The organism is Flammeovirga pectinis (assembly GCF_003970675.1).
Taxonomy (GTDB): Bacteria; Bacteroidota; Bacteroidia; order Cytophagales; family Flammeovirgaceae; genus Flammeovirga; species Flammeovirga pectinis.
This window is the reverse complement of sequence record NZ_CP034562.1, coordinates 2,885,943-2,911,044: the sequence shown is the minus strand read 5'-3', so window position 1 is coordinate 2,911,044 and position 25,102 is coordinate 2,885,943. Positions and strand designations below refer to the sequence as shown.

Annotated in this window: 25 protein-coding genes; 9 read left to right on the top strand and 16 right to left on the bottom strand. The window is 30.8% G+C overall.

The features are described 5' to 3' along the window. The first annotated feature begins 139 nt into the window (after positions 1-139). Positions 140-850 carry an NUDIX hydrolase gene (locus EI427_RS11565; protein ID WP_126614763.1) on the top strand — a complete coding sequence of 237 codons (711 nt, stop codon included), beginning with the start codon at positions 140-142 and terminating at the stop codon, positions 848-850. Between the two features lie 105 nt (positions 851-955). Here EI427_RS11565 and EI427_RS11560 read toward each other — a convergent pair whose 3' ends face one another. The 3 genes from EI427_RS11560 to EI427_RS11550 form a co-directional block, all read right to left on the bottom strand. Continuing rightward, a complete protein-coding gene (locus tag EI427_RS11560; protein WP_126614761.1) occupies positions 956-1,612 on the bottom strand; it encodes a SanA/YdcF family protein in 657 nt (218 codons plus the stop codon). Between the two features lie 81 nt (positions 1,613-1,693). Next, a complete protein-coding gene (locus tag EI427_RS11555; RefSeq protein WP_126614759.1) occupies positions 1,694-2,074 on the bottom strand; it encodes a group III truncated hemoglobin in 381 nt (126 codons plus the stop codon). A gap of 6 nt (positions 2,075-2,080) precedes the next feature. Further along, positions 2,081-2,281 (bottom strand): hypothetical protein, encoded by a 201-nt coding sequence (locus EI427_RS11550; RefSeq protein ID WP_126614757.1) that lies wholly within the window; start codon positions 2,279-2,281, stop codon positions 2,081-2,083. A gap of 115 nt (positions 2,282-2,396) precedes the next feature. Here EI427_RS11550 and EI427_RS11545 point away from each other — a divergent pair, with 115 nt between their 5' ends. Next, entirely contained in the window at positions 2,397-3,104 is a 708-nt protein-coding gene (locus tag EI427_RS11545; RefSeq protein WP_126614755.1) for a Crp/Fnr family transcriptional regulator, read from the top strand. 135 nt (positions 3,105-3,239) lie between these two features. Then, positions 3,240-5,177, top strand: a complete 1,938-nt coding sequence (locus EI427_RS11540) for a tetratricopeptide repeat protein (protein WP_126614753.1) — start codon at positions 3,240-3,242, stop codon at positions 5,175-5,177. Positions 5,178-5,180: 3 nt separating this feature from the next. Here the strand turns inward: EI427_RS11540 and EI427_RS11535 are convergent, their stop codons facing one another. After that, on the bottom strand, positions 5,181-5,972 hold the full coding sequence (locus EI427_RS11535) for a murein L,D-transpeptidase catalytic domain family protein (RefSeq protein ID WP_126614744.1): 792 nt from the start codon (positions 5,970-5,972) through the stop codon (positions 5,181-5,183). A 270-nt stretch (positions 5,973-6,242) separates the two neighbouring features. On the opposite strand from EI427_RS11535, the gene EI427_RS11530 reads away from it, so the two are divergent. Then, complete coding sequence (locus EI427_RS11530; protein WP_240655301.1) at positions 6,243-6,662, top strand: small multi-drug export protein; 420 nt, start codon at positions 6,243-6,245, stop codon at positions 6,660-6,662. 34 nt (positions 6,663-6,696) lie between these two features. Beyond that, positions 6,697-7,494: a class I SAM-dependent methyltransferase gene (locus EI427_RS11525; RefSeq protein ID WP_126614740.1), complete on the top strand. Its 798-nt coding sequence runs from the start codon at positions 6,697-6,699 to the stop codon at positions 7,492-7,494. Between the two features lie 56 nt (positions 7,495-7,550). Here the strand turns inward: EI427_RS11525 and EI427_RS11520 are convergent, their stop codons facing one another. The 3 genes from EI427_RS11520 to EI427_RS11510 all read right to left on the bottom strand — a co-directional run bounded on the left by EI427_RS11520 (position 7,551) and on the right by EI427_RS11510 (position 9,874). Further along, a complete protein-coding gene (locus tag EI427_RS11520; RefSeq protein WP_126614738.1) occupies positions 7,551-8,027 on the bottom strand; it encodes a hypothetical protein in 477 nt (158 codons plus the stop codon). Positions 8,028-8,140: 113 nt separating this feature from the next. Continuing rightward, positions 8,141-9,154: a helix-turn-helix domain-containing protein gene (locus tag EI427_RS11515; RefSeq protein WP_126614736.1), complete on the bottom strand. Its 1,014-nt coding sequence runs from the start codon at positions 9,152-9,154 to the stop codon at positions 8,141-8,143. After that, on the bottom strand, positions 9,155-9,874 hold the full coding sequence (locus EI427_RS11510) for a tRNA1(Val) (adenine(37)-N6)-methyltransferase (protein WP_126614734.1): 720 nt from the start codon (positions 9,872-9,874) through the stop codon (positions 9,155-9,157). It lies immediately after the preceding gene. 109 nt (positions 9,875-9,983) lie between these two features. Between EI427_RS11510 and manA the strand changes: the two genes are divergently transcribed. Both manA and EI427_RS11500 read left to right on the top strand, forming a co-directional pair. After that, positions 9,984-11,189, top strand: coding sequence for a mannose-6-phosphate isomerase, class I (manA, locus tag EI427_RS11505; RefSeq protein ID WP_126614732.1), 1,206 nt, complete (start codon positions 9,984-9,986; stop codon positions 11,187-11,189). Between the two features lie 127 nt (positions 11,190-11,316). Further along, positions 11,317-11,757 carry a BLUF domain-containing protein gene (locus tag EI427_RS11500; RefSeq protein WP_170178450.1) on the top strand — a complete coding sequence of 147 codons (441 nt, stop codon included), beginning with the start codon at positions 11,317-11,319 and terminating at the stop codon, positions 11,755-11,757. Between the two features lie 58 nt (positions 11,758-11,815). Here the strand turns inward: EI427_RS11500 and EI427_RS11495 are convergent, their stop codons facing one another. From EI427_RS11495 to EI427_RS11485, 3 genes are all read right to left on the bottom strand, one after another. Further along, a complete protein-coding gene (locus tag EI427_RS11495; protein WP_126614728.1) occupies positions 11,816-12,475 on the bottom strand; it encodes a LolA family protein in 660 nt (219 codons plus the stop codon). Between the two features lie 72 nt (positions 12,476-12,547). Beyond that, on the bottom strand, positions 12,548-15,493 hold the full coding sequence (locus EI427_RS11490; protein WP_126614726.1) for an FtsK/SpoIIIE family DNA translocase: 2,946 nt from the start codon (positions 15,491-15,493) through the stop codon (positions 12,548-12,550). Between the two features lie 106 nt (positions 15,494-15,599). Beyond that, positions 15,600-17,069: a nicotinate phosphoribosyltransferase gene (locus EI427_RS11485; RefSeq protein ID WP_205727851.1), complete on the bottom strand. Its 1,470-nt coding sequence runs from the start codon at positions 17,067-17,069 to the stop codon at positions 15,600-15,602. Positions 17,070-17,252: 183 nt separating this feature from the next. Between EI427_RS11485 and EI427_RS11480 the strand changes: the two genes are divergently transcribed. Further along, on the top strand, positions 17,253-18,545 hold the full coding sequence (locus EI427_RS11480; RefSeq protein ID WP_126614724.1) for a site-specific integrase: 1,293 nt from the start codon (positions 17,253-17,255) through the stop codon (positions 18,543-18,545). 566 nt (positions 18,546-19,111) lie between these two features. Here the strand turns inward: EI427_RS11480 and EI427_RS11475 are convergent. The 5 genes from EI427_RS11475 to EI427_RS11455 form a co-directional block, all read right to left on the bottom strand. Next, complete coding sequence (locus tag EI427_RS11475; RefSeq protein WP_126614722.1) at positions 19,112-19,339, bottom strand: hypothetical protein; 228 nt, start codon at positions 19,337-19,339, stop codon at positions 19,112-19,114. Positions 19,340-19,357: 18 nt separating this feature from the next. Beyond that, on the bottom strand, positions 19,358-19,666 hold the full coding sequence (locus tag EI427_RS11470) for a hypothetical protein (RefSeq protein WP_126614720.1): 309 nt from the start codon (positions 19,664-19,666) through the stop codon (positions 19,358-19,360). Between the two features lie 74 nt (positions 19,667-19,740). Continuing rightward, positions 19,741-20,490: a hypothetical protein gene (locus EI427_RS11465; RefSeq protein ID WP_126614718.1), complete on the bottom strand. Its 750-nt coding sequence runs from the start codon at positions 20,488-20,490 to the stop codon at positions 19,741-19,743. Positions 20,491-20,528: 38 nt separating this feature from the next. Further along, on the bottom strand, positions 20,529-20,744 hold the full coding sequence (locus tag EI427_RS11460) for a hypothetical protein (protein ID WP_126614716.1): 216 nt from the start codon (positions 20,742-20,744) through the stop codon (positions 20,529-20,531). Continuing rightward, positions 20,734-21,900: a phage portal protein gene (locus EI427_RS11455; RefSeq protein ID WP_126614714.1), complete on the bottom strand. Its 1,167-nt coding sequence runs from the start codon at positions 21,898-21,900 to the stop codon at positions 20,734-20,736. The genes EI427_RS11460 and EI427_RS11455 overlap by 11 nt, the downstream gene beginning before the upstream one ends. Before the next feature lie 339 nt (positions 21,901-22,239). Here EI427_RS11455 and EI427_RS11450 point away from each other — a divergent pair, with 339 nt between their 5' ends. After that, on the top strand, positions 22,240-22,893 hold the full coding sequence (locus EI427_RS11450; protein ID WP_126614712.1) for a hypothetical protein: 654 nt from the start codon (positions 22,240-22,242) through the stop codon (positions 22,891-22,893). On the opposite strand, the gene EI427_RS11445 is transcribed toward EI427_RS11450, so the two are convergent. After that, a complete protein-coding gene (locus EI427_RS11445) occupies positions 22,886-25,087 on the bottom strand; it encodes a hypothetical protein (protein WP_126614710.1) in 2,202 nt (733 codons plus the stop codon). The genes EI427_RS11450 and EI427_RS11445 overlap by 8 nt on opposite strands. Positions 25,088-25,102 lie beyond the last annotated feature (15 nt).

Genomic DNA, 25,102 nt, shown 5'->3' with positions numbered 1-25,102 from the left:
TATTTTTTAGATGTAATATTTTATATTTGTAATTCAATTAGAGAAAGAAGTCAAAAGGATGCACATTTTATTTATTAAATGTTATCTTTAAACATAAATCATTGGAGATATTATTAATTCTCCATTAGAAATTAAGAAAATGAACGAATATTATAACAGTGCATATAAACCCTTACTAGCCATAGATTGTGTTATTTTTGGATACGAACAAGGCGAGCTTAAAGTATTACTCACAAGAAGAAAGCAAGATCCTTACAAAGGAGCTTGGGGTTTAGCGACAGGTTTTCTTCACTTTGGAGAGTCTTTACATTATGCAGCGGAGCGTGTACTTAAAAAGCAAACTGGTTTAGATCGTATTTATATGGATCAACTTAGTACTTTTGGCGAAGTAGATAGGGATCCAGAAGCACGAGTTATTTCGTTAGTTTATTATGCTTTAATTAAAGTAGAGTCTCAAACTTTAGAGACACTTGAAAAAAATCAGGCACAGTGGTTTTCAATTACTGCGTTACCAAAATTAATGTTTGATCATGAAACAATGATTCAAATGTCATGGGGTAAATTGAGAAGAAAATCTAGATACCAACCAATTGGTTTTGAGTTGTTACCAGAAAAATTCACATTACCTGAATTACAATCTTTATACGAGGCAATTCACCAAAAGCAGTTTGATAAACGTAACTTTAGAAAGAAAATTCTTGCTACAGGTTTATTGAAAAAGCTAGATGAAAAACAAAAAGGAGTATCTAAAAAAGGTGCATACTATTATGTATTTGAAGAAGGTAAATATGATGAACTTATTTCTCAAGGTTTCAACTTCGAGTTGAAATCTATGGCATTTGGTTCATAATTAGATATAATTAAAAAGTATAAACCATTTCATATTCTTTAGAAATGGAAATATTTTTAGAGTACAAAAAAGAGATAACTTATTTTAAATAGGTTATCTCTTTTTTTATTTGATAATTTCTTCTTTCCCTAAATGTTTAGGTGATGTTTTTAAAATATATAAATCTAAAAACATTTTAGCTCTAGCAAACACTTCTCTTAGGTGTGTATAGTAATCTTTACTTATAGGGACATCGTCGGCAATATAACCATATGCCTCTATTCCATGGTACCTAGCAATATATACAGCTCTTTCTACATGGAATTTTTGAGATATAATTATAAAACGCTCCTGTCCAAAAACCTTTTTAGTTCTAATTACAGAATCAAGGGTTCTTAAACCTGCGTAATCCATTACAATTCTTTTGCTGCTAACACCCTTCTCAATTAATGCTTTGCGCATAACTTTAGGTTCGTTGTAAGCCTTAGTTCTATTGTCGCCACTGACAATAATAAATTCAATATTATGATTCTTTATTAAATCTGAAGCAGCTTCAATTCTATATTTAAAATAAGGATTTGTTCCACCTGAAATTAAATATCTACTAGTGCCTAACACTAACCCTGTTTTGCATGTTACATTAATATTTTCTTTGTCAAGTAAATATGGTTTACTCTTTTCACTTACTAGATTATTAAGTCCAATAAGTAGAATAACAAAGGTAGTAATGACGACTACAACTACTAAAATAAGTTTTTTATATAACGTGGACTTCTTCAACATATATCTATTTATACAACAAATATATATTTATGAATTAGAAATAAAAGATATTTTTTGTGAACTACCTGATGTTAAGGTTTTTTAATTTTCACGGGCATTGAAAATTCTCATAAATAGCATGTGTGACATGTTTCTAGCACGTGATTTTAAAAGATTAGCTTTCTCTCCTTCAAATAATTCATCTACGGTTGTAAACCATAGTTGTAACCAAAACCCAAAATGTTTTTGCTCTATTGTTGCTTTCTTATCAACACTTTGATGAGCAGTTACGGGGTTTCCTTTATATTTAGAAACAAAGAAGAGATTAGACTCCCAAAAGTCATACATACGAGGAAGGTGGGAATCCCAATCAATTTTGACATATTCATCAAAAAAAGGACCTAGTTCATTGTGCTGTCTTACCTTATCGTAGAATGTATTTACTAAAAGAATTACATCTTCTCTATCTTTTAAATCTTGCATGCGTCTTTATTTTTTTGAAACGGTACTTTTTTCAGCCATTAACCCTGTAAAACCAATAAATAGTAAGCCAAGAATAGACGCTCCCCACGTAAATACTTTAACTGTTTCTATTGGAGAAAACAAAGATACAATTCCTAGTATGATTGTAGATGCAATCATTGTTACAAAAAATAAGAAAAATAAGATTAATTTGCCATTCGTATTCATAATGTATGTATTTAAAGTTTTTGATACCACAAAGTTATTGCATTGTTGTACTTTAAAGTCAGTCATATGAAAACACAAAAACTGATTTTTATCAGAAAATAGAGTAAAGGAACGTATGAAATTAAAAAGACCTGATTGCGAAACTTGTCCAGTAAGAACCCTTTCTATCTTTGAATGTGTAGATAAAGCACATCTTTCAGAAATAAGTAGAACTAAGGGTTTCTCTGCTTTTAAAAAAGGAGAAGTGATTTTTAGAGAGGGGCAACCTGCACTAGGTATTTATATTTTACATAGCGGAAGCGTTAAAATAACAAAGACTGGTGTTATGGGGAGGGAGCAAATTGTAACCTTTGCTAAAGTAGGAGAGATAATGGGGTATCAGCCTATGTTTTTAGAAGAAGAATATGATATTTCTGCTGTTACTTTAGAGTCGTCTACTATTTGCTTTATTCATCGCGATAAGATTTTTAAACTGATTGACGAGGATAAAGATTTTGCCTTCAAATTTATAAAAACAGCTCTACAGACTACAAAGAAGGTTACAGAAATTGTTTCTTCACTTTCTCAAAAAACAGTGAGAAGTAGAGTAGCGGAGTCTATATTAATAATAAATCAAGAATTTGGAGAAGACGATAATGGCTTTATTCAAACATCTTTAAGTAGAGAAGACTTGTCTGCAATGATTGGAACTTCTTCGGAATCGTATATTAGAACATTAAAAGAATTTAAAGATGATGGATTAATCTCTACAAAAGGTAAATTAATTAAAATAGAAAAATTGGGTGAGTTAACACAAATTGCAGAGATATACAATTATCTTTAAGCATTAGAATTATCATAAATAATTACAAATCAACGTGTTTTGTCTTTAATATTTCTAAATTTTTTTATCAAATTGATCTAATCTAGTGTTTAGTAATATGTATACTGTACTTACTAAAACGATTAACTATATTTTATGTCTAATTTTTATTCAAAATACCTTTTAACTTTTTGTTTCACCATTTTATCACAGTTTGTGGTTGCTCAAGATTGGATGAAAGAAGGGTATGAATTTATCCAACAAGGAGAAGTTGATAAAGCTATTGACGCATTCTCTAAAGAAATAGATTTTGACTTACTTAATGATGCCGCTTATTTAGAAAGGGCTCGTATGTATATGCAAAAAAATAATTTAGAGGCCGCACTTACAGATATTGATCAAGCACTTGTAATTAATGCTGTTAAGCCATTAGGTTATTATTTAAAAGGATATATCTACCTAAGTAAAAATGATAATGAGGAGGCTATAAAATGGTTTTCAGAAGCAATTCACCAAGATGATGAATACGTTACTGCTTATGTGTTTAGAGCAGAAGCAGAAGGTAACCTTAATCAATTGGATAAAGCTATTACAGATTATACAAAAGTTATTCAGCTAGCACCTACAGCTGCAATGTATTACCACAGACGAGGGGTGATATATAAGCAAACTCGCAATTATAATGTTGCATTACTAGATTTTAAAAAAGCACTAGAACTAGACCCAAGAATAATAGATGCTTACATTGACCAAGCCGAAATATTCACACATACGCAGCAGTATGACTCTGCATTGGTAATGATAAATAAGGGTTTTGAATTAGAGCAAGATAATATTAAGCTATTAAGTCTAGCTGGAGATTGCTATAAGCAGACCTTAAAATTTGATTTAGCATTGGCAGCATACGATAGAGCTATATTATTTAACCCTAGCTATGCTTATGCATATTGTAGAAGAGGAGAACTTTACGCAAAAATTAATAAAATAAGCGAAGCAAGAACAGATTTTAATACTGCTATTAATTATGCTCCAAATTACGGTTATGCCTTTTTTAATAGAGGTGTATTAAGTGCAAGAGAGAAAAAATATGCGGCTTCTATAACAGATTATGATAGTGCTCTTACGCATTTCCCTAATTATTATGCGGCGTTAATCGAAAAAGCGAAGTCAGAACTTGCTTTATCTAAGGTAGACAACTCAATCGCTACCTTACAGATAGCAATTAAAATAGATGAAACTAAATCTTACAGTTATGCTTTACTTGGTAATGCTTACTTAGGGAAATCGGTATATGACTCTGCGATTGTAGCATTTACAAAGGCTATAGAGATTACTCCAAATTATGCTTATGCTTATCAACAAAGAGGATATTTATATAAATTGACTAAAGCGTATGATTTGGCCTTGGAAGACTTAAATATGTCTATCTCTTTATCTTCTAATAACGCTAAAGTATTTTCTTATAGAGGAGATGTATTTCTTGAGAAACATGAGGAAGATTTGGCTATAAGTGACTATGATAAAGCATTGAAATTATTCCCTCAGTTTACGTATGTTTTACATCAAAGAGCATGGACACATATCAAATTACATGATTATGAAGATGCCTTAGAAGATTTCTCTCAACTAAATAAGTTGGGCAAATCAAAATATGTAGACATGTATGGAGAGGCTGTTGCTTTTATGGAGTTAGGGAAGCTGAGTAAATCAAATGCTATTTTAGAAAAAGCAGTAGAATTGTATCCTAAATATTCTTCAGCAAAAGTACTCTTAGGGTATAATTATGCCGTTTTAGGTAAAGATGATTTGGCATCAAGTCAGGTAGAGAATATTGAAGCATCAGAGAGAAATTCTAAAGAAATTATAGGTGTAAAAGGAATTATTGCCTACAATAATAAGGACTATAAAAAAGCCTTGAAATATTTTAATTCAGCTTTAAAAAAATCTCCTGATAATAAAACCGTTATTTATTATAGAAGTCTGACTTTTGATAAATTAGGTAAGCCTTCAAAATCATCTGTTGATAGAAGTAGGGCATTGGCTTTAGGATATACTGCTCAGCAAGATTATGTGGTGAAGAAAGTATTGAAATAACTTCTATTCATTTGAGGTATAAACAGGTTGTATTTTCTTTGGAGCAATACAAGAATAAGTAGAAAATAATGCTGTAGTATTTTCTGGTAAAGTAGATAAGTCTGTTGGGGCTTTATCTACTTTATTTGTATAAATAAACATCACACTACCACCTTTTATGTAATTAATAATTTTTTGATGGTCTTTATAGGACACTGCAGGACAGCCAAAACTTCTTCCGGTATACCCATTATTATTAATGAAATTTTGAGAAACATATTTAGCAGGATGGAGTACAATAGCTCTTTCTCTTGCTTTGTGATTTATATTCTTTTCTAAGCCATCTAATTTAAGAGATAGACCATATTTACCATTATAAGTCTCAGATGCTTTATAGAAACCTAAGCTGCTTTGCCTTGAATTAAGAATGTTACTAAATTTATTTGCATATAGCATTCCCGAGTTCACACCATGAGCTACATAAGTATTAAGTAGTAAACAAGATTTTTCGATATCAATAATATAAAGTCTTTTTTGATTTGAAGGCTGACTAAAATCTATGATACTTAAAACTTTTTTATTCTGAATTTCCCCTTCGTTTAAAAGGTTTAAATACCCCGTTACACCTTCTTTAAACGCATCATAAGATAAGCCTTTACTTTCTAAATCAGCAATGGTGTAAAAAGTCAAAATTAAATTTTCTGATTCAGTGTTTACAATGTTATGCTTAGGGATGTGATTACTAGCAAAAGCATTTACAAACAAGAATAGAAATAAAAATTGCAGTTTTAAAAGTTTAAATTTTATTAGGTTCATTTATAAAATCGTAAATTGTAGCGTGTTATTTGCATTGCAAATTTACAAAAATACTGTAATTTAAGAACACTTTGAATGACTTATTTTATTGAAACCCCTTGAAAATCAATATTATTAGCATTTTTTGTGTAATTTTTGAAAAACAAATATTTGCAAATTGACGAGACTTTCTGCTTTTTGCACTACTTATTAGAGTAACCTCATAATCACTACATGTTTGATTTAATTACAAAATATTTATCTCTTCTTTCGATAAGCGCTGTTAAATTCTTGTTTGGACCAATTTTAGGTTTTTCAACAGGATTATCAATAATTGAAACCATCATTATTACTGTTTTAGGAATGATGCTTACTGTTGTTGTGCTTACGTATGCAGGGACTCCTGCAAGAAAGAAATTGATGATGTGGTTAAATAGGGGTAAGAAACGAAAGCTTTTTACCAAAAAGAACAGAATGATAGTGAGATTATGGCAAGAATACGGCATGAAAGGTGTTGCATTTTTTACTCCAATATTTTTTGGGCCTCCTATAGGAATGTTAATAGCTCTTTCATTTGGTGAAAAAAAAGAGAGAATAATATCATATATGTTTATAAGTGCCGTATTTTGGGGTATCGTTATGAACGTTGCCATATATTATTTTGGAGAATATATGGGCTGGGTACAAGATAGTGGAGTAACTGTAAAATAACAGTCTCTAAAAACAACTAGGTATTAGTGATTATATGGCATTTGATTTCCATCAAGATAAAAAAACATACTTCAACTTTCAAAAAGAGAATGCAAACAAATATGTAATTCCCTTTATAGAAAAGTCAATTAAAATAGATGCTTCTTTACGTGTTCTAGAAATAGGATGTGGAGAAGGTGGTGTGCTAAAAGCCTTTTTAGAGAGGGGTTGCTACGGTATGGGGATAGAGTTAAGCCTTCCTAGAGTAGAACTCGCTAATCAGTTTTTAGAAGAATATATCAACCAAGGTAAAGCTCAAGTAATAGGTAAAAATGTTTACGATATTGATGTAGATAAGGAATTAGGAGAGAAGTTCGATCTGATTATTTTGAAAGATGTTATAGAACATATTCCTAATCAAGAAAAAATTATACATCATTTTAGAAACTTTTTAAAACCAAAAGGGAAAATATTTTTTGGATTTCCACCTTGGCAAATGCCTTTTGGAGGGCATCAGCAAATTTGCTCTTCTAAGGTGTTATCAAAAGTTCCATATTTCCATTTACTTCCAAAATCTATTTATAAATGGATTTTAAAAAATGGAAATGTAAGCAAAGGACACGTAAGAGAATTGTTAGAAATAAAAGATACTGGAATTTCTTTAGAACGGTTTGAACGAATATGTAAAAAAGAGCATTTTGATATATTAGAAAAAACGCTCTATTTCATAAATCCAATTTATGAGTACAAGTTCGGCTTAAAGCCAAGAACAAAAATCCCAATTTTAGGAGATATACCTTGGGTGAGAAACTTTGTAACTACGGCAGGGTTTTACCTCGTAGAAATGAAATAAAAAAACAGCCATGATTTGTGGAAATCATGGCTGTTTTTTATTGAAATCTATTATACTTATTCAGTACCAATCATTGTAGAAGCTTCAATTGTAATTTCTTCAGAAGAAATCAATGTAATGCTTTCGATACCGTTTTCAGTGTATTCATAAGTAGCGGTAACTACATATTCTCCAATTTGATCAATAACTACATCAGCACTTAAAGTAGCACTAATAGGTTGGTTAATTGATTTAGGCATTTTACCAATTAAATCAAATTCATAAGTGATTTGATTATCCTCAACATTAGTAAATGTTACTTTAGAATTTTCGATGTTTCCGCTTGGTGAAGTAGCAAACGTAACAAAGCTTGTAGTTTCATTGATAGTGATGCCATCGCCATCTTCAAAATTTACTATTTCAATAGAAGCTACATCTGGAGTAGGCTCTTCAGTGTCGTTCTCTTTGTTACAGCTTGCAATAACCAATGTAGATACTGAGATGATTGCGAAACGAACCATTAGGTTGTAGATGGCTTTAGTAGTAATTTTCATTTTGATTCTTTTTTCAGTGCGTTAAATTTGTTTTCTTATTATCCGAAACGCCAATGAAAAAGAAATGATTTTACTATTTAGTCGAATGATTTACCATTTTAGTCGACTAAATATTAATGAGATTGAATTTTCTTAGAATTTCTTAATTCGGAAGGGGTGTAATCATAAAACCTCTTAAAAGCAGTGGTAAATTTAGATAGGTGGCTGTAACCAACTTCTTTTGCAATCTTTCCAATAGGTTTTTCTGAGTACCTCAGTGCTCTATGTGCATCAAGCATTCTGTGGTTTGTCACAAATTTAAAAATAGGTTGCCCAAAAATCTGTTTAAAATCTTCTTTTAGCTTCGTTTCTCCAATTTTAAATTTATCAGAAAGCATAGCAATAGTAGGAATGTTGGTATAATCGCTCAATAAGTAATCCTTAATATTAAAATAGATATCGAAAGCTTCTTTAGAAATTATTTTCTCAGGAGTTTTTCTTCTTTTGTTCTTTTCTATTAACTGAGAAACAAGTTTCCCCATTAGCTCCATACCTTTTCCAAATACAATTGCTTGGCGTCCCATTGTCAGCTTCTGAGCAGCAAATAATTCTTCGGTAATGTCTTCTACTTCTGGATTAGTTTCTTCATAGTAAACTTTATTTTTTAGTTCTTTAAAGAAGTCAGAAAATGAAGAGCTATTTTGTGCCTCCATAATTTCTTCTAATGCTTCATGCTCTACTCTAATTCCCACCCATTTAATATCTTCATCTTTCTTAAAGTCAATTAGTATAGAATGGCTACTCTTATAAAGCATAATGCTGTATTGAGCGTTACCATTAGAAAGTTCAGTTTCATGTTCCGTTTCAGAATCAATTAAAAATCTAGAATTCTTTTTGAGTATGGTAATAAAAAGGCTAGATTTTTCTGCTTTTACACCAGTAGAAACTTGAACATTATTTTGAAGAAATACTTGATTTACACTAATATTTACCGATGGTATTAAACTGAAATATTCTAGATTAACATCACCTAAAGATGTTTTACCAATTAATCTATTATCTATTAACTGACCTCCAATATCTTTTTGAAGTTTAGTATATGATTTTCTTAAACTACTTGCGTCAAGTACTATCGTTTTATTATTCATCTATAGAAAAGGATGGAATTTATTAGTGAGTGCTATATATTGTTCGGAAAAATCATTGCTATTATTTTCCTTTAGATATAGTTTAGAAACGATATTTTCATCATTCAAGTTTTGATAACAAAACTCTAGTAGTACTCTTTTAACAGGCTTTTTGATATTATGTGCAACCTCACAATGTTTAGCAATATAAAAACTGTTTTCTGAAGCAACATTGTAAATATCTTCCACTTGGTCGAAAGGGTAAATTAATATAAGTTTACCTCCTTTATTTAAGATTTTAGCAGAGGAATGAAATAGACTTTCTAGGGTAAGGTGGTCTGAATGTCTTGCTTTCGTTCTTTCATCTGTATTTGCTTTGTAAGAGTCTTTAAAGAAAGGTGGGTTAGAAACGACAGCATCTACTTTTGTATCAAGAGTTAATTCAGAAAAATCGATATGTTTAACGGATAAACGTTCTTTCCAAGGGGAGTTTTTGAAATTCTCTTCGGCTTGTTCACTTGCTCCCAAATCAATATCAATTCCAATAATTTTAAGTTCAGAATAACGTTGTGCACACATCAAAGAAATTAATCCAGATCCTGTACCAATATCAAGCATAGTATTACAACCCGATAAATCGGCCCATGCTCCCAATAACATACCATCTGTACCAATTTTCATAGCACATTTTTCTTGACCTATTTCAAATTGTTTAAACTTAAAGGTTTTGTATTTATTCATATGGGTTAAAAATAATAGATATATAGGAATGTTTAGAGTATAGCATCTTATTTATTTCTATTTTTGCGATGAAATCAAATTACTATTTTTATCGAACAACAACTAAGCGATGTTAACTACTAAATTATTTCCATTAAAAGGAAAAGTACAAAATTATGCATGGGGTGGAGATTCATTTATTCCACAAATGATTGGTATAGAAAAAGAAGAAAAACCTTATGCTGAATATTGGATGGGTGCTCATGATAATGCTCCTGCGCAAGTTGGAGAAAATCAGCAGCTAAATACAATGATTAAGAATGATCCTTCTGGTACTATCGGAAATTTCATTAATGATAAATTTGGCCGTTTACCATTTTTATTTAAAGTATTGGATGTAAAAGATGTTTTATCAATTCAAGTTCATCCAACAAAAATTGAAGCGGAGAAAGGTTTTGCTAGAGAAAATGCAGAAGGTATTCCTGTAATTGCATCTCATAGAAATTATAAAGATGATAACCATAAACCAGAAATTATGGTTGCTTTAAGTGAGTTCTGGTTATTACATGGTTTTTTACCAAAAGCAAAATTAGAAGAGGTTCTAAAATCAGTTCCAGAATTTAATTACCTATTACCTGTATTCCAAGAAGAAGGTTTCTTTGGTTTATATAAAACGGTGATGGAGTATTCTGCAGAAGAAGTAAATACAAAGCTACAATCATTAGTAGACCGTGTAATGCCTCTTTATAATGCAGGTAAATTAGATAAAGCATCTCCAGATTATTGGACGGCAAAATCTGTTGCATTACAAGAAGACGGTGCTGATTTAGATAAAGGAATTTACTCTATCTATTTCTTTAATATTGTTCGTGCTGATATTGGCGATGCAATTTTCCAAGATGCTGGTTTACCACATGCATATATGGAAGGGCAAAATATGGAATTAATGGCTAACTCAGACAACGTTCTTAGAGGTGGTCTTACTCCAAAACATATTGATGTACCAGAACTATTAAAACATGTAACTTTTGAGGAAACTCACCCAAATATTATGAAAGGGGAGTTACAAGAAGATGGTTTAGAAAGAATTTATAAAAGCCCTGCTCCTGATTTTGAATTAAGTAGAATTGCCGTTTCTAAAGGAGACGTTTATACATCAGTAGCTAAAACTGCTCAGGTTATTATTGTTTCTGAAGGAGAAGCAACTGTTGAAGAAGGAGCTACTACAGTAAGTATTAAAAGAGGTGAAGTAGTTGTATTACTAGTTGATGCTAACTATAAAATCACGTCTACTACATCAGCTGTTTTATTTAAAGCAACTGCACCAGTAGAATAATATTTATATAAAATATATACTTTATAAGCCTCTACAGTTTTAGAATTGTAGAGGCTTTTTTTGTAGGTAGGGATTTTCTATCTTATATAAAATGATGTTTCTGTTTTTTACCCTAATTATCAGATTTATGTATTGCCTTTGTTACACCAGTAAAAAAACTGCTTCGTTTGATATAAATGAACTGAAAGAAATTCTAGTTAAAAGTAGAATTAATAATGAGAAGAAAGATATCACAGGGATACTCTTACTTATTGATGATCTGTTTATTCAAATTTTGGAAGGAGAACAAAATGATTTAGACGAACTGTATGATGTAATTAAAAAAGATGATCGTCATGATTATATTCAAAAAATATATTCAGGAGAAATAGCAACTAGAAACTTTCTAACCTGGTCTATGGGGTTCCAGCAAGTAACATGGGAAGACCTTGAAGAATTAGGTATGGAAAGACTACATGATAAGAGTTTATCATTATCTGAATATTTCAGACATAAAAGCCATTACTTAATAGAAGTAATTAAAGAGTTTAATAAATCGTCTGAATTAAAATTAAATTTACCGAAATAAAAAAACGCCTTGATCTCGTATAGAAATCAAGGCGTTTTTTAATAATGTTTGCTGATGATTATCGTAAATCAACAACCTCAACATCTGGATATTTAGAAGTATCGAATACAAATTCACTATCACTAACAGGAACATTTTGTTTAAAATTAGTGATCGAATTTTCGTACCTCATCAAATTACCTTTTTCAAAGATTACAAACTTTACCAAAGCATGTGTCTTTGGATTGATATGCATTCTAATTTTAAAGAAATTGACTTCTAAACTTTTATCAGGAGAAAGGTCAATTACATCATTTCCCTTTGCATCCTTTTCAATATATAAATATTTAAAGTTCTTTTGATAGATAGAATAAATCTTAGCAGGAGAACTCATTACATCCGTATCGTCAGAATCTGCTTCTTCTATCGTTACCTCTTCCATTTCTTGATCATAACGAGAGACTGTTTTAGTATCGTTATAAATTGTCTGACCATCTAATTGCAATTGGTATTTGTTACCGCTTACAATGGCTTTCATCTGAATATCTCCAATTTTACCATCAGAAGTACTAATAGCATCTTGGTTGATATCTGCACTAAAAGAGTTTAGTCCTTTATAAAAGCTACTCATTTGGTCAAGTATCTTTTGTGCTTTTTCATCTTGTTGGGCAAATAAATTACCTATTGATAAAACTAAAATGAAAAGGAATGATAATATATTTTTGTTGCTTTTAATCATAATCTATTAACTAGTTTATAGTAGTTCAAGTGTATTTTACGAGACTTACTATGTAAAATGTTTCATAAAAGGCTATAAAGTATTTAATACAACCTCTAATTCCATTTCTGTTTTTACATTAACCTGTCTTGCTTTACTACCTTCAAACGGACCTACAATTCCTGCAGCTTCTAACTGATCTATAATACGACCAGCACGGTTATATCCTAAACTTAATTTACGTTGGATTAAAGATGTACTACCTTGTTGATGGCGAACAAGTAATCGGGCAGCTTCCTCAAATAGATCATCTCTATCGTCAACGCTACCACCACCGCCGCCTTTCGAGGCTGGTTGTTCTTCTTCAAATTCAGGTAACATATAGGCCGCAGAAAAACCAGTCTGATCTGCAATGAAATCACAAAGTTTTTCTACTTCATCAGTATCAATAAATGCACACTGAATACGCGTAAGGTCATTACCCGTAGATAATAACATATCACCCATACCAATTAATTGATCTGCTCCACCTGCATCTAAAATTGTTCTAGAATCTATTTTAGAAGTTACTCTAAATGATAAACGAGCAGGGAAGTTGGCTTTAATCATACCCGTAATAACATCAACAGAAGGACGTTGAGTGGCTACAACTAAATGGATACCAATAGCACGAGCTAACTGTGCTAAACGTGCAATTGGTCCTTCAATTTCTTTACCTGCTGTCATCATTAAATCGGCAAGTTCATCAATAACTAGAACAATATATGGTAAGAAACGATGCCCCTTTTTTGGGTTTAATCTACGGTTGCAGAATTTAGTATTGTATTCTTTAATATTTCGAACCCCCGCAGATTTCAATAAAGAGTATCGCATATCCATTTCTGTACAAAGAGAGTTCAGAATATGAATGGCTTTTTTAGTATCTGTAATAATAGCCTCTTCTGCATCAGGTAAGCTTGCTAAGAAGTGGCGTTCTATTTTATTGAAAAGTGACAATTCAACCTTTTTAGGGTCAATCATCACAAATTTTAATTCTGATGGATGTTTTCTATAAAGTAATGAGCTAAGAAGTACGTTAATACCAACTGATTTACCTTGTCCCGTTGCTCCAGCCATTAATAAGTGAGGCATTTTGGCAAGATCGGCAACAAATACTTCGTTAGAAATTGTTCTACCAAAGGCAACAGGTAAATCCATTTTTGCTTTTGCAAACTTTTCAGTCGCTAAAACAGAAGACATAGATACCATTTCTCTATTGTTGTTTGGTACTTCAATACCAATTGTACCACGTCCAGGAATTGGAGCAATAATACGAATACCAAGAGCAGCTAAACTTAATGCAATATCATCTTCTAGGTTACGAATTTTTGAAATCTTAATACCTACTTCAGGAACAATTTCATAAAGAGTAACAGTAGGACCAATTGTAGCACTAATAGAGGCGATACCAATTTTAAAGTGCCTTAATGTGTTTACAATTTTTTCTTTATTGGCTTCTAATTCCTCTTTAGTTACCTTCGCTTTACTCTCAACGGGAGGGTGTAGAAGGTCTAAATCAGGGTATTTATAATGACTAAGATCAAGCTTCGGGTCGTATTCATCCATATCTTCGATATTGACGATTTCATCCGGTTCTTCTTCAATCTTTTTTAAGACATTTAGATCTGCTTTATCCACGTTTTCTGTTGTAGATACATCAGATAATTCATGTGGGTTTTCTACTTTCTCTTTTTTCTTAGGAGGAGCAGGAGGGTCTAATTTTATTGTTTCAGATTTTGTAGGCTCTGCTTCTATCTCTATAATCGGAGGAGTATTCGGAGTTACTTTTTTCTGTTGAGAAGAAGGATTTGGAGTTGGCGATTCTTTCTTTTCTTCTTTTACAGGAGGCATTTCAGAAGTAGTATCTCTAGATTGTTGTTTAGAGTAGTTTTGTGTTGGAGGTATTTGATTAGTACCATTACCACCTACTTGAACGTGTTCTACTTGAATATTTACATCTACAGAAATAGGATCAACTTTAATAGCTTGTTGAGGTACACTTTCTGTAACAATTGGAGCCTCGGGCTCTACTACAGAAGGAAGTTGTGCATTATGTGGTACAAGTCCAGTATCTTGAGCAGCTTCTTCTTCAATTTCATTTGGCTCTTCAGTAATCTCTTCCTCAATTACATTCTCATTTGTAAGTGATGAAGTTTCAATTGAAGTTTCTTCTTCAGAATAGTTCTCCAAATCTTCGTCTTCTTCAAGCTCATCATCACTTTCATTTTCAGAAAGAGTAGTGTTTTCAGTTTCAGAAGTGGTATTAACCTCAGATTTATCAGAATATCTATTTTTAGTTACTTTACCAATTACTTTAGATACGGCATTAAATTTAACGATGTAGACACCATGAATAAGTACAGCTAAGATTAGGAAAATAATAGTTCCCCATCCAATTAAGCTATACATACCATCTGCAACGGTTAAACCAATTTTACCACACAAGAAACCTAAAAGATTTGGAGTGTCTTTTATTACAACATAATAACCTAGTAATACACTTATCCAAAGCATGTAGAAAAGACAGATGTAACCCAGTTTTCTAAACTTCATGAGTTTACCATTTCCTTGGGTAAATAATTCGTACCCTGCAGAAAATAGCATTGGAATAAGTAGAATAGAACCAAGACCAAACATATTATAAACTAGAAGATGAGACAACGACGCACCTAAAAGTCCTAACCAGTTTTGAACCTCTTTCCCAGATGAGATAAGATTTGTTATTCCACCAACATTTTCAATAATACTCTGATCAGCTTTCCCTGTAAATACAAAAGAAAGTAATGCTAAGCAGGTATAAACAGAAAGAAAAATTAGAGATAAACCAATACTAGTTTGAAGTCGTGGATCTTTCAGTTTATTATTATCAAAACTCATCTTAGGCACTTTTAAGCGTACGGGCCTTTCCGTTTCTTCAGCGTGGGGAGTAGCCGAAGATTGAGGTACCGATGAGGGTTTATATATATTTTTTCGTACGTTCTTTTTAGGTTCTGAAGCCATATTTTATTTTACGTGAGGCTGACAGTTTAAAAAATTTAATTTTGGATTCTTAAACCAATTCAAAATTAAAATAATTTAATGTCAATTGGAATTATATTTTGCTTGATTATGACTTTAATTTGTGAATTACATTCATTTTTAAGTTATAAAGAGTGCTTTCTAGCCCTACAGGATATTCATGTGGGTGATAAAACCTTTTTATACTATCATCAAGCTGCGATAATTCTTTTATTGTTTTAAGTTGAATACTATGAATGGATGGAGAATTATAGACTAATTTACCATTTTCGAAGATAGGAATTAGTAAATCCTCATAATTTTTTGATTTGTCTATTTTCTTAGATCGAATTCCATTATTAGGGTCAATAAGTATTGGGTTATTGCTAATGTTTTCTTCTTCATTAAAGATCATATCAGCATTAAGTTTACCGTTAGCGTTTTTAAAGCGTCTAACTTGTAAAATCCCTGGTGTAGAAATTTTATTTATCTGTTCTGATAATTTGACCTTGTATTGCCATTTTTGATTTTCATCCTGAATTGCACTTAGCTTATAAACACCACCTAATGCAGGTTGATCGTAAGCTGTAACCAGTTTAGTACCTACACCCCAAACATTGATTTTGGCATTTTGTTCTATCTTTAAACTATTGATTAGGTACTCGTCTAAATCATTACTTGCTACAATAGAAGCTTCTGTAAAACCGGCATCATCAAGTAATTTACGAGCCTCTATACTTAGGTAAGATAAATCACCTGAATCTAAGCGGATACCATTCATTGCATATCCTTTTTCTTTTAATGAATTGCCAACAGTAATGGCATTTTTTACACCTTCTAGTGTGTTATAGGTATCAACAAGAAAAATACAATTGCTAGGCATTACATCAGCGTAGGCTTTAAATGCTTGTAACTCATCATCGTAAGACATTATCCAACTGTGTGCGTGTGTTCCTTTAACAGGGATGTCTAATAGTTTAGCAGCTAATACATTAGAAGTTGCATTAAAACCACCTATATATGCAGCTCTAGTAGCAGAAATTCCACCGTCAATTCCTTGAGCTCTTCTTAAACCAAATTCTAATAATTGATCGTCTTTAGCAGCAATTCTTAATCGAGCAGCTTTAGTAGCAATTAAGGTTTGGAAATTGATAATATTTAGAAGAGCAGTTTCTATTAATTGGCATTGAAGTAAACTACCAGTAACCCTAATAAAAGGTTCGTTCGGGAAAATTATTGTTCCTTCTTCAATTGCATGAATTGTAAGATCAAATTGTAAGTTTCTTAGATACTCTAAAAAATCAGCCTCAAATAATGGTTGGCCTTCTGCATCTGTAATTGTACTAAGGTATTTAATGTCATCATCTGCAAAAGAAAAGTTATTTAAAAAATCTATAACATAGGCTAAACCAGCATTTAAAGCAAAACCACCTTTAAAAGGAGATTTTCTAAAATAACCATGAAAAACAGCCTTTTTTTCAGCAAAACCTTTCTTCCAATAGCCATAAGCCATTGTAATTTGGTAAAGATCTGTGAGTAATGTTAAAGAAGTTCTATATAAGTCTTGTGAAATATTCATTTATAGCATGATTTTTTATACTATGAAAATTGAATTTACGTTCTTTCCTCGTTGTTGTTGCATTACAAATATAAGAATAAAACCTTATTAAATGCTATAAAAACAGTAAACTTCATATATTATTCTATTTATTTGTTATAATAAATTATATTTGAATATATAATTATATATATAAGATTAGATATGAATAAGCAGATAATAAGAGTAGGTAAACATAAGTACCCAGTAACGCAAAGTGGTAGACAAACGTTAGCCATCTACTTAGATGATGAAGATAACAAAAGAGAGTACATAAAAACTAAGTTGTTTATATATAAATCTCCAATTGATAGCAACCAAAAAGACCATAATAAATTAGCTCTATTAGAAATTGAGAAGAAGGTAATTGAAGCAAAGAACCAGTACATAGGTAATTCTGACTACTTTCAAATTAAAACAATATTTGAATTATTTTCAGAAATTAAGAAAGTAAAACGAACTTCATCATCATATCTAAGTAGATACAATACTTTAGAAGGTAAGATAATCAAAACAGATTTTAACCTGAACAAGTTAAATTTAGAAATGGCTTCTTCAATACTATCTAAAATAGACAACTACCCTAAATCAGATAGTACAAAATCTAACTTAGGTGTAGCTTTTATAGATGCTATTAAAATTGCTGTAAACCATTTTAAACTACCCTTACCATTAGATATTAACTCTCCTATAGTATCTAAACAGATAACACCTGTAAGAGTACAAAGAGTAGCTTCTATGAATATGGATTCAAAATCTGCCGACTTCTTATTATCTAAACACGATAGTCTACTATGGAAGGTGGCTTTGTTGTTTGGGTTAAGAGCTGAAGAAATAATGGAATTAAGAGAAGAACAATTTACAGTTAATAGAGGTTATGTAATACTTGATTATATACCACTAAAAAATAAAACAAGAACTATTAAGAGAGTATTTTGTAATATCAATCTATGGCTACACTACACTAATATATCAAAGCATTTTGATGTGTATAATACAAAGAAGAACACACTGCTAATAGATGTATATGATAACCTAGCAAACAAATCTTATATCAATAGAGAAGTAAAGCGTGTTAGAACTATATTAGGTAATAACGTTAACCTCCATAGCTGTAGGAAGTTCATGGTTACTGTAATGTTTGAAAAAGGAGTAGATGCTATAACTTTGAATGATTGGAATCACGTTACCAGTCAAGACGTTACACAGCATAACTATGTAATGACTAATACCAAGAAGATGCAAGCAAGTGATGTGTACGCTTCATATTACATTGAAGGTTTTAATAGTATGAATGATAGCATAAGCATACAAGGTTTAGCAGATGAGTCAGATGTAATGCATCAGAAGAAGTTGATAGTTAAGAAGTTCTTGGAAGTGTGCCAGGATGAGCAACATATCGACCTTTTAATAATGATAATAAATGGCTTCGATAAAACTATTTATAATATGAAATAAAAAAAAGAGCCACTGTTTTACGAGTGACTCAATTTCTGATAAAGTGATATTAGAATGTGGTATTACGAACTAATTCTACTCTTTATATAGTATCTTGAAATCAATTGCGAAGGAGAGTTACTGTTATTGGCTCTCCTTCTACCTACAACTGATGTTTGCGTTATCTCTGCTATTATACGTAAATGAAACAGAAAAGTTACATTGTATTACATTTATTTTCTGTTTAGTTTTAAAATAAATAATGGTTTAGATAAAAAAGATAGGGGTATGTAGCTGTTTTTAAGAGAAAGTAGTGACAAACCACGTGGTTATCCTTATAGTAAGTAGCGAGTCGATTTCAAAAGTTTTTTCTAAAGTGGTATAAACCATCCTAAAGTGTATTTTAAGGAAGGGGGGAGGGTAAATATATCTACAGCCATTCGAGAGAAGATTGTACTGGCTTCTCACCTTATTTTCAAAAGTTTTTTTTGTAGCTATTGTAAAGATATAAAAAAAAGCAACCTAAAAAGATTGCTATTTTATTCTAAAAGCTATTTTAATAGCTTACGATTCTATGCAAATATATATTAATACATGTTAATACCATAATTATCTACAGCTTTTATTTCATTTTTCAATGCTTCAGTTAAAAGAAACAATTGCTCAGGTGTTTTGTGGCTTAAATCATAAACCATCTTCTTTGTAGGACTATAGGACGCTAAAGCCACAAAGCCGATATTTATTAAATCGTTTAGTTCTTCTTTAGTTCTAGCTGTTCTAATTATTCCGTTGTATAAAAAATATATGTCATTCATTGTTTTATTCTATTATAGTTAATCATTACTTCGCTTAGTTGTGTCGGGCTGAATAATTAAAATACTTCCACGCTCGATAGTTTGTATTAACCCCCCTTCTAAAGTTTGTTCAATATCAAAATAATAATACCCGTTTAACCCCTTTGATACTTCAGAAGGGATTACTAGATAAATACTACCTTCCACTACTTCTGTAGTTAATTCTACGTAAGAAGAAATATTCTCCCTTCTTCTGCATTGACTATAATAAGTAATAGCTTCAGAAGATGGCTTATCCTTCATAAGGAGTCTTACATCATCCCCACGAGTAGCTTTGTAAATTTTCATTTAGTTTCAAATTTTAATAGGGCTAGGTATAATAAACTACCTAACCCAATTATAAAAAATAGCATTCCCATACTTTAAGATTCTAAGATTTTATAAACAAAATCTTCTGATTTAGAATAAGAGTACTTCCCCAAGATAGAGTACTGAAATTGTGCTTCAGCATTACCTCCTTTAGAGAACTTGTCATAAATGGCAGAACGCTCTGTATTCACTATTGCGTACCCCTTTACAGTTACTAGAATTTCAGTAACTACATCAGTGTATAAAACTTCTACGCCCATTAATAAACCATCATCTTTAGTTAATGGCTCAATTAAATAAGCATCCAAAGTAGGGCACATTATCTTTATTGAGTCATTATCATTACAGTAAGATTTTGCTTTTGCTACAGCTATAGTAATTGCCTGATATTCATTACCAGTAGTATAAGGTATTGCTGTGCCATATTGAGAAGCTGAAGCAATAATTTCTTGAACTAAATTTGTTTCAACCATGCCACAAATACTGCTATGTATTGGATTTAAAACATCTTCACCTCCTTGCTTTGCAAATCTCATAGAAAAGTCAGATTTCAAACTAAATCCAAAATTTACGCCATTTGTGCGAACATAGTCTTCTGTTAATACATCTGTTACAAAACCTACATCAGTTGCGCTATTTGTAAGCGTTAAAATTGTAGGACTAAAAGTAGTGACTTCTCTAATCTCTGTTAGTTGATTGTATTCTAAAATATTGAAACGTTCTAAATTCGCATACTTTGCAGAATCGAATGATACAAATTTATCTACTTTTCCCATATTGGGTTGTTGGTCGTTAAATGCCATATTATTATATTTTTATTGTCTGTGTTTTATTAAAATTATTATCGTTGTTCTTTCCTGTCTTGTTCAAATTCAGCCATTCTAATCTCCATTTGTCGCTTGAAAAATGGTTGGCTCATCAGTTTCCTAGCCTCTCTCAAAGGCATTGAAAGGAGAAGTTCCTGTAGTTGCTTTTCTTCATTTATATAAGCTCTCCATTCGCTTAAATTATCTTCTTTAGAAAATCTATGATTTGGGTTGACTTCTCTATTTTTCATTTTCTATATTATTTTTATTTTGTACTTGAACAGATATGAAATCATTATTAACATTCATATCAGTTAAATTGTAGATACGTTGCACTCCTTTTGAATCAATACTATTAGAAGTAAAAAGCGATTGAACTACCGTTTCTCTATCTGATACATTTACATAATTAGATGCTAAGAAATTAAATCTGAAGCTCTGAGTAGGTTCTAAAAGTGTATTTTCATATTCTGATAGGAACACATTCTGCCATGCCTGTAATAACATAAATTTTTCTTCAGAATTTGCTTTAGAGTAGGCTTCAGCATCAATTAAAAATAGTTTAGCTATCTGATTATTGGAGTATTTTCTACTTTCATTGAACAAACTTCTATCATTCGCTGAAGCTGGGGTCAATGGTTTACTATCTAATAAAGCACCTTCAAAGATTATCATTCCTGTCTTAACGATTTTCTCTCTGAATTTCTCAAGTATCTTACTAGCCTGACCATCTCTCACTTTGGTTGCTGTTGAGATTACAGTAGCTCCAACACCTCTGTTTTTAGCAAGGCTCTCGTCTAAACTATCAATCTCTGCTAACATACTCTGATAGTTATTTACAAATTCCATTGGTTTATTAGCATATTGAGAGCTACTAAAAATTGGGTGCATGAACATGCAAAACTGCTTCTGATTCAAAGTAAATGAATTACTTTTCTTCCCACTTTGAGCTACGTTACTTACTTCCAATTCATAATTAGTATATGGAGCACTCCAATCACTTTTTAAGGTGCATGAATTGTATTTTAAATACTGTATTCTATTGTTGCTATCATATGTAGCATAAGCAACGCCATATTTCAGAATATCTGCTATACAACTTTGGTAAAAAGCTCTCTTAGACGTGAGAGAAGGTGTAAGCAATGGCACTCTATTCTTAAAGCCCTTTGTGAATACAAAATTAGTTTGATTATCAAACTGTTGTATTGGAGTACTGGCTAACATTGTAACGATTTCAGAAGTTAGGTAAGAGCCATTTGCTCCTAACTTATCTGTTAGTGTAGTCCATTGCTCTCGCTCTAAATCAGAATCGACTAAATTAGAAGTAGTATCATCTATAAATCCTATTGTTTCGCTCCTTTGCTCTGTAGGAGAAAAAAGCTGTTTAATGTTTTTTGTTAAGCTCATTTAATATAAAGTTCTGATAATGTGATTGAATAATGCTTTGCGTGTGAAATCTGTTTTTGATTTCGATTTTGTTAGTTCCATCGCTAATTCTAATTGTTTTACTTCTTCCTTAGTTAACCTAATGTGTATCTGAAGTGAAGTAGTTTTTTTAGTTATGTCATCCATTTTATATGAGTTTTATCTTCTATATATATTGTATAGCTAATGGATGATTGTAAACTTATTTCAATCTTTTTAGGTTGTTTTTTTAAAAAAAATAATCTATTAAATGATTCTTTCTGAATAGATTATTCTTGATAACTTTATACTAGAGATAAAAGGAGATAAATTAATAATTATATGGATTACTACTTATTGAAATTTCAGAGAGAAGAAATTATTAGGGATATGTATGAAAATGAGTATTTATATTTTAAAAAAATCTTTGATTTTAAGGATAGTGATAGAGATAATATAAAACGAAATGACCCTAAAGAAGGGAATTTAATTAACCAACAATTAACATCACTTCAGTTATCAAAAGATGGAATTGATTACATTAATTTAAAGATTGCAGAAAACGGGTCGGCACAACATACAGCTTATGATAAAAATGCTAACAAGCATATTTGTAGCTTATTTTTTCTCGAGGTTAAAATTGATAAAAAAAGCAATCATATTGAATACAATAAAATTGATAACAGAATGATTGATTTTGGTGAGTATGCTTTATTAATAAAAGACCCTCGCAAATTAATCAGTATGATAGAATCATCACTAAAGAAATTAGGAATAACAAAATCCCTAGAATATGGCACTGTTAATTTTTACGATAAAAATACATATAATGGGAAGTTAAATTACTTCTCTAAAACCAAAGACCATGATTACCAAAGAGAGTATCGAGTTTTATTTGATTCAACCAAATTAAAAGGTAACAATAGTGAACCTATAAAACTGAAATTAGAAGGTTTAAAGTCTATATCTGAAGTATTAAAAATTGAGATTAGATAGCTCCATTACAAAAGTTAAAACCTTTACCTCGTTCTAAGTCATTAAAATGAATATTTTTAGTATCGACATCTTCAGTGCGCACTTCTTTTGTGTTAGTAGATTTAGAGTACATAGGAATCTCTGACATTGTCACTTCTTTAAATGGCTCTTTATCTGATTTAGCTCTATTCATATAAAATTCTGGATTATCCTTTATTTCATCTGTATAAAATGAATATTGTAAAGAAAGTGATTTAGTAATATTATCTTCAGAAAGTACTTTTTTATTAGAAGGCTCATTTTTGGAAAAAGCTATATATAAGCAATTACTATATATAGCTTTTTCCGTTTTTGAGCCTTCCCAATTTCTTTTAATTGAAGCATAAGATATATTTATACATTCTGCTACATTTTTCTTATCAATATTTTTAAAAGCTTCTTCTTCAGAATAGCCATTTAACATAGCTTGTTCTATATATATTTGGCAGTAGTTATATATTTTTATTTGTGTTGCATCTGTTTTGGTATAATCATAGCCAAAAATAGTTTTAATATCACTTTTAATGGTTTTTGAGCTTTTACCAGTGTTGTAAGCCATTTCTTCTACAGTCATTCCTTCTAAAATAAAATCAGCGTAATCTTCAGTATTAAAATCGTTATTATATAAACGTTTACTTCTCTGAGCTATTCCACCGATTATGTGTAAAGGAATAATTCTTTCGCTATTTAGTTGATAATATTTTATAGTAGCTTTTTTTACTTTACTAAAATCTATCATAGAAACTAAATCAATTACATCAGTATAATTAATAATCAAATTTCGCTCAATAGCTTCAATGAATATTAAGGAGCTAATATCATAAATATTCTGCTTCAAATCTTCTTCAGTAGATAGCATGAAATTTATTTTCCACAGCTTTTTCGATGCTTCAATAATAAATTCTTCAATCTCTGAAGTAGATACTTTTGTTTGATGCAAAATAGAATGAAATTGACCTGAAGAAGATTTATTAATTAAACATTTATTTGCTACTACTGTATGAATAACCTTTGGAACGTGTGAGAAGGTTGAAAATGCTTCTACTCTGATATATGGAGTAACAATATCAAAATCTTTAGAAGTATTGTTAGAATTGATTTTATTTAGGTCTACATCATCATTAAATCCTAAATTTCTCTTAAAAACAGTTCTTAATTCACTTTCTTTTAAGCCGTTTTCAATAGCATTATCTATTGCTTCAGTTTTAGTTAATGGATTCTCAATAGTAAAGTAATCTGATATATATTTAAAAGAGGTAGACCATAAATGGAATACATTAATTAATGGTTCTCCATTATCACTACTGTTAAAATCGTAATCAAAAGTTTCTTTATTAAAAATTTTAGAGTAGTAATTTCTCTTATTTTTTAAACACCTTAGAAGTTTATCCTGTTTAGTTCTACCTAAATTCTCTAAACAGTCATCAATACCTTTTCCAATGTCGTGCAAAGGTTCATGGTTAATATAAAAAGGCTCTATAAGTTGACCTTTAGAGTTCTTAATTCTACTTACTGCTTTTGTAAAGTTGATTATAGCTTTTAAAAATCCTAAATGTTTATTGTCATCAGCTCTAAAAATATCATTCTTATATCTGCAATCAGCATCTTGTAAAAGAGTTATTCTTTTTAGGTTTGTACATTTAGAGGTTAACTCTAGTAATTCTTCGTGTAATAGCTCTTCAATTCCTTCTACTGGAGCTTCTCTATTTTCTTCAGCTTCAGTTATTAGAGAATTTAATTTGCTTCTTTTGATTTTATTTCCATTTAAAAAGGCTTGAGTTGTTTCTAGTCCACCGAAGGCTACAGAAGGAATACCTAGTAAATTCAAATAATAAGATTTCTTTTCTCCTTCTACAATATAGATATCTTTTAAGTCAGAAAAAGAGTTTACATTATCTGTATTATTAGAAATATAATAAAGTAAGCCATTAATAAATAAATGACTTCCCGAGTTCTTAGCTTGAGAGTATTTGTTATTTATTGGGTTTAAAAATCTTGTTCTAGTAAAGTTTTTCTCCCATTTATAACCATTAGGTCTATACGGTAAAGGTCTGCCATCTGAAAGGGCGTAATTTATAATTAAATCGCCTTTTGGGTTAAAAGAAAACGTACTCTCTCCATTAGAAAGTGTATAATTTTCTTCTAAGATACAGTTGTATAAAAGTCTATTTTTCACTATATTTGTACTTGT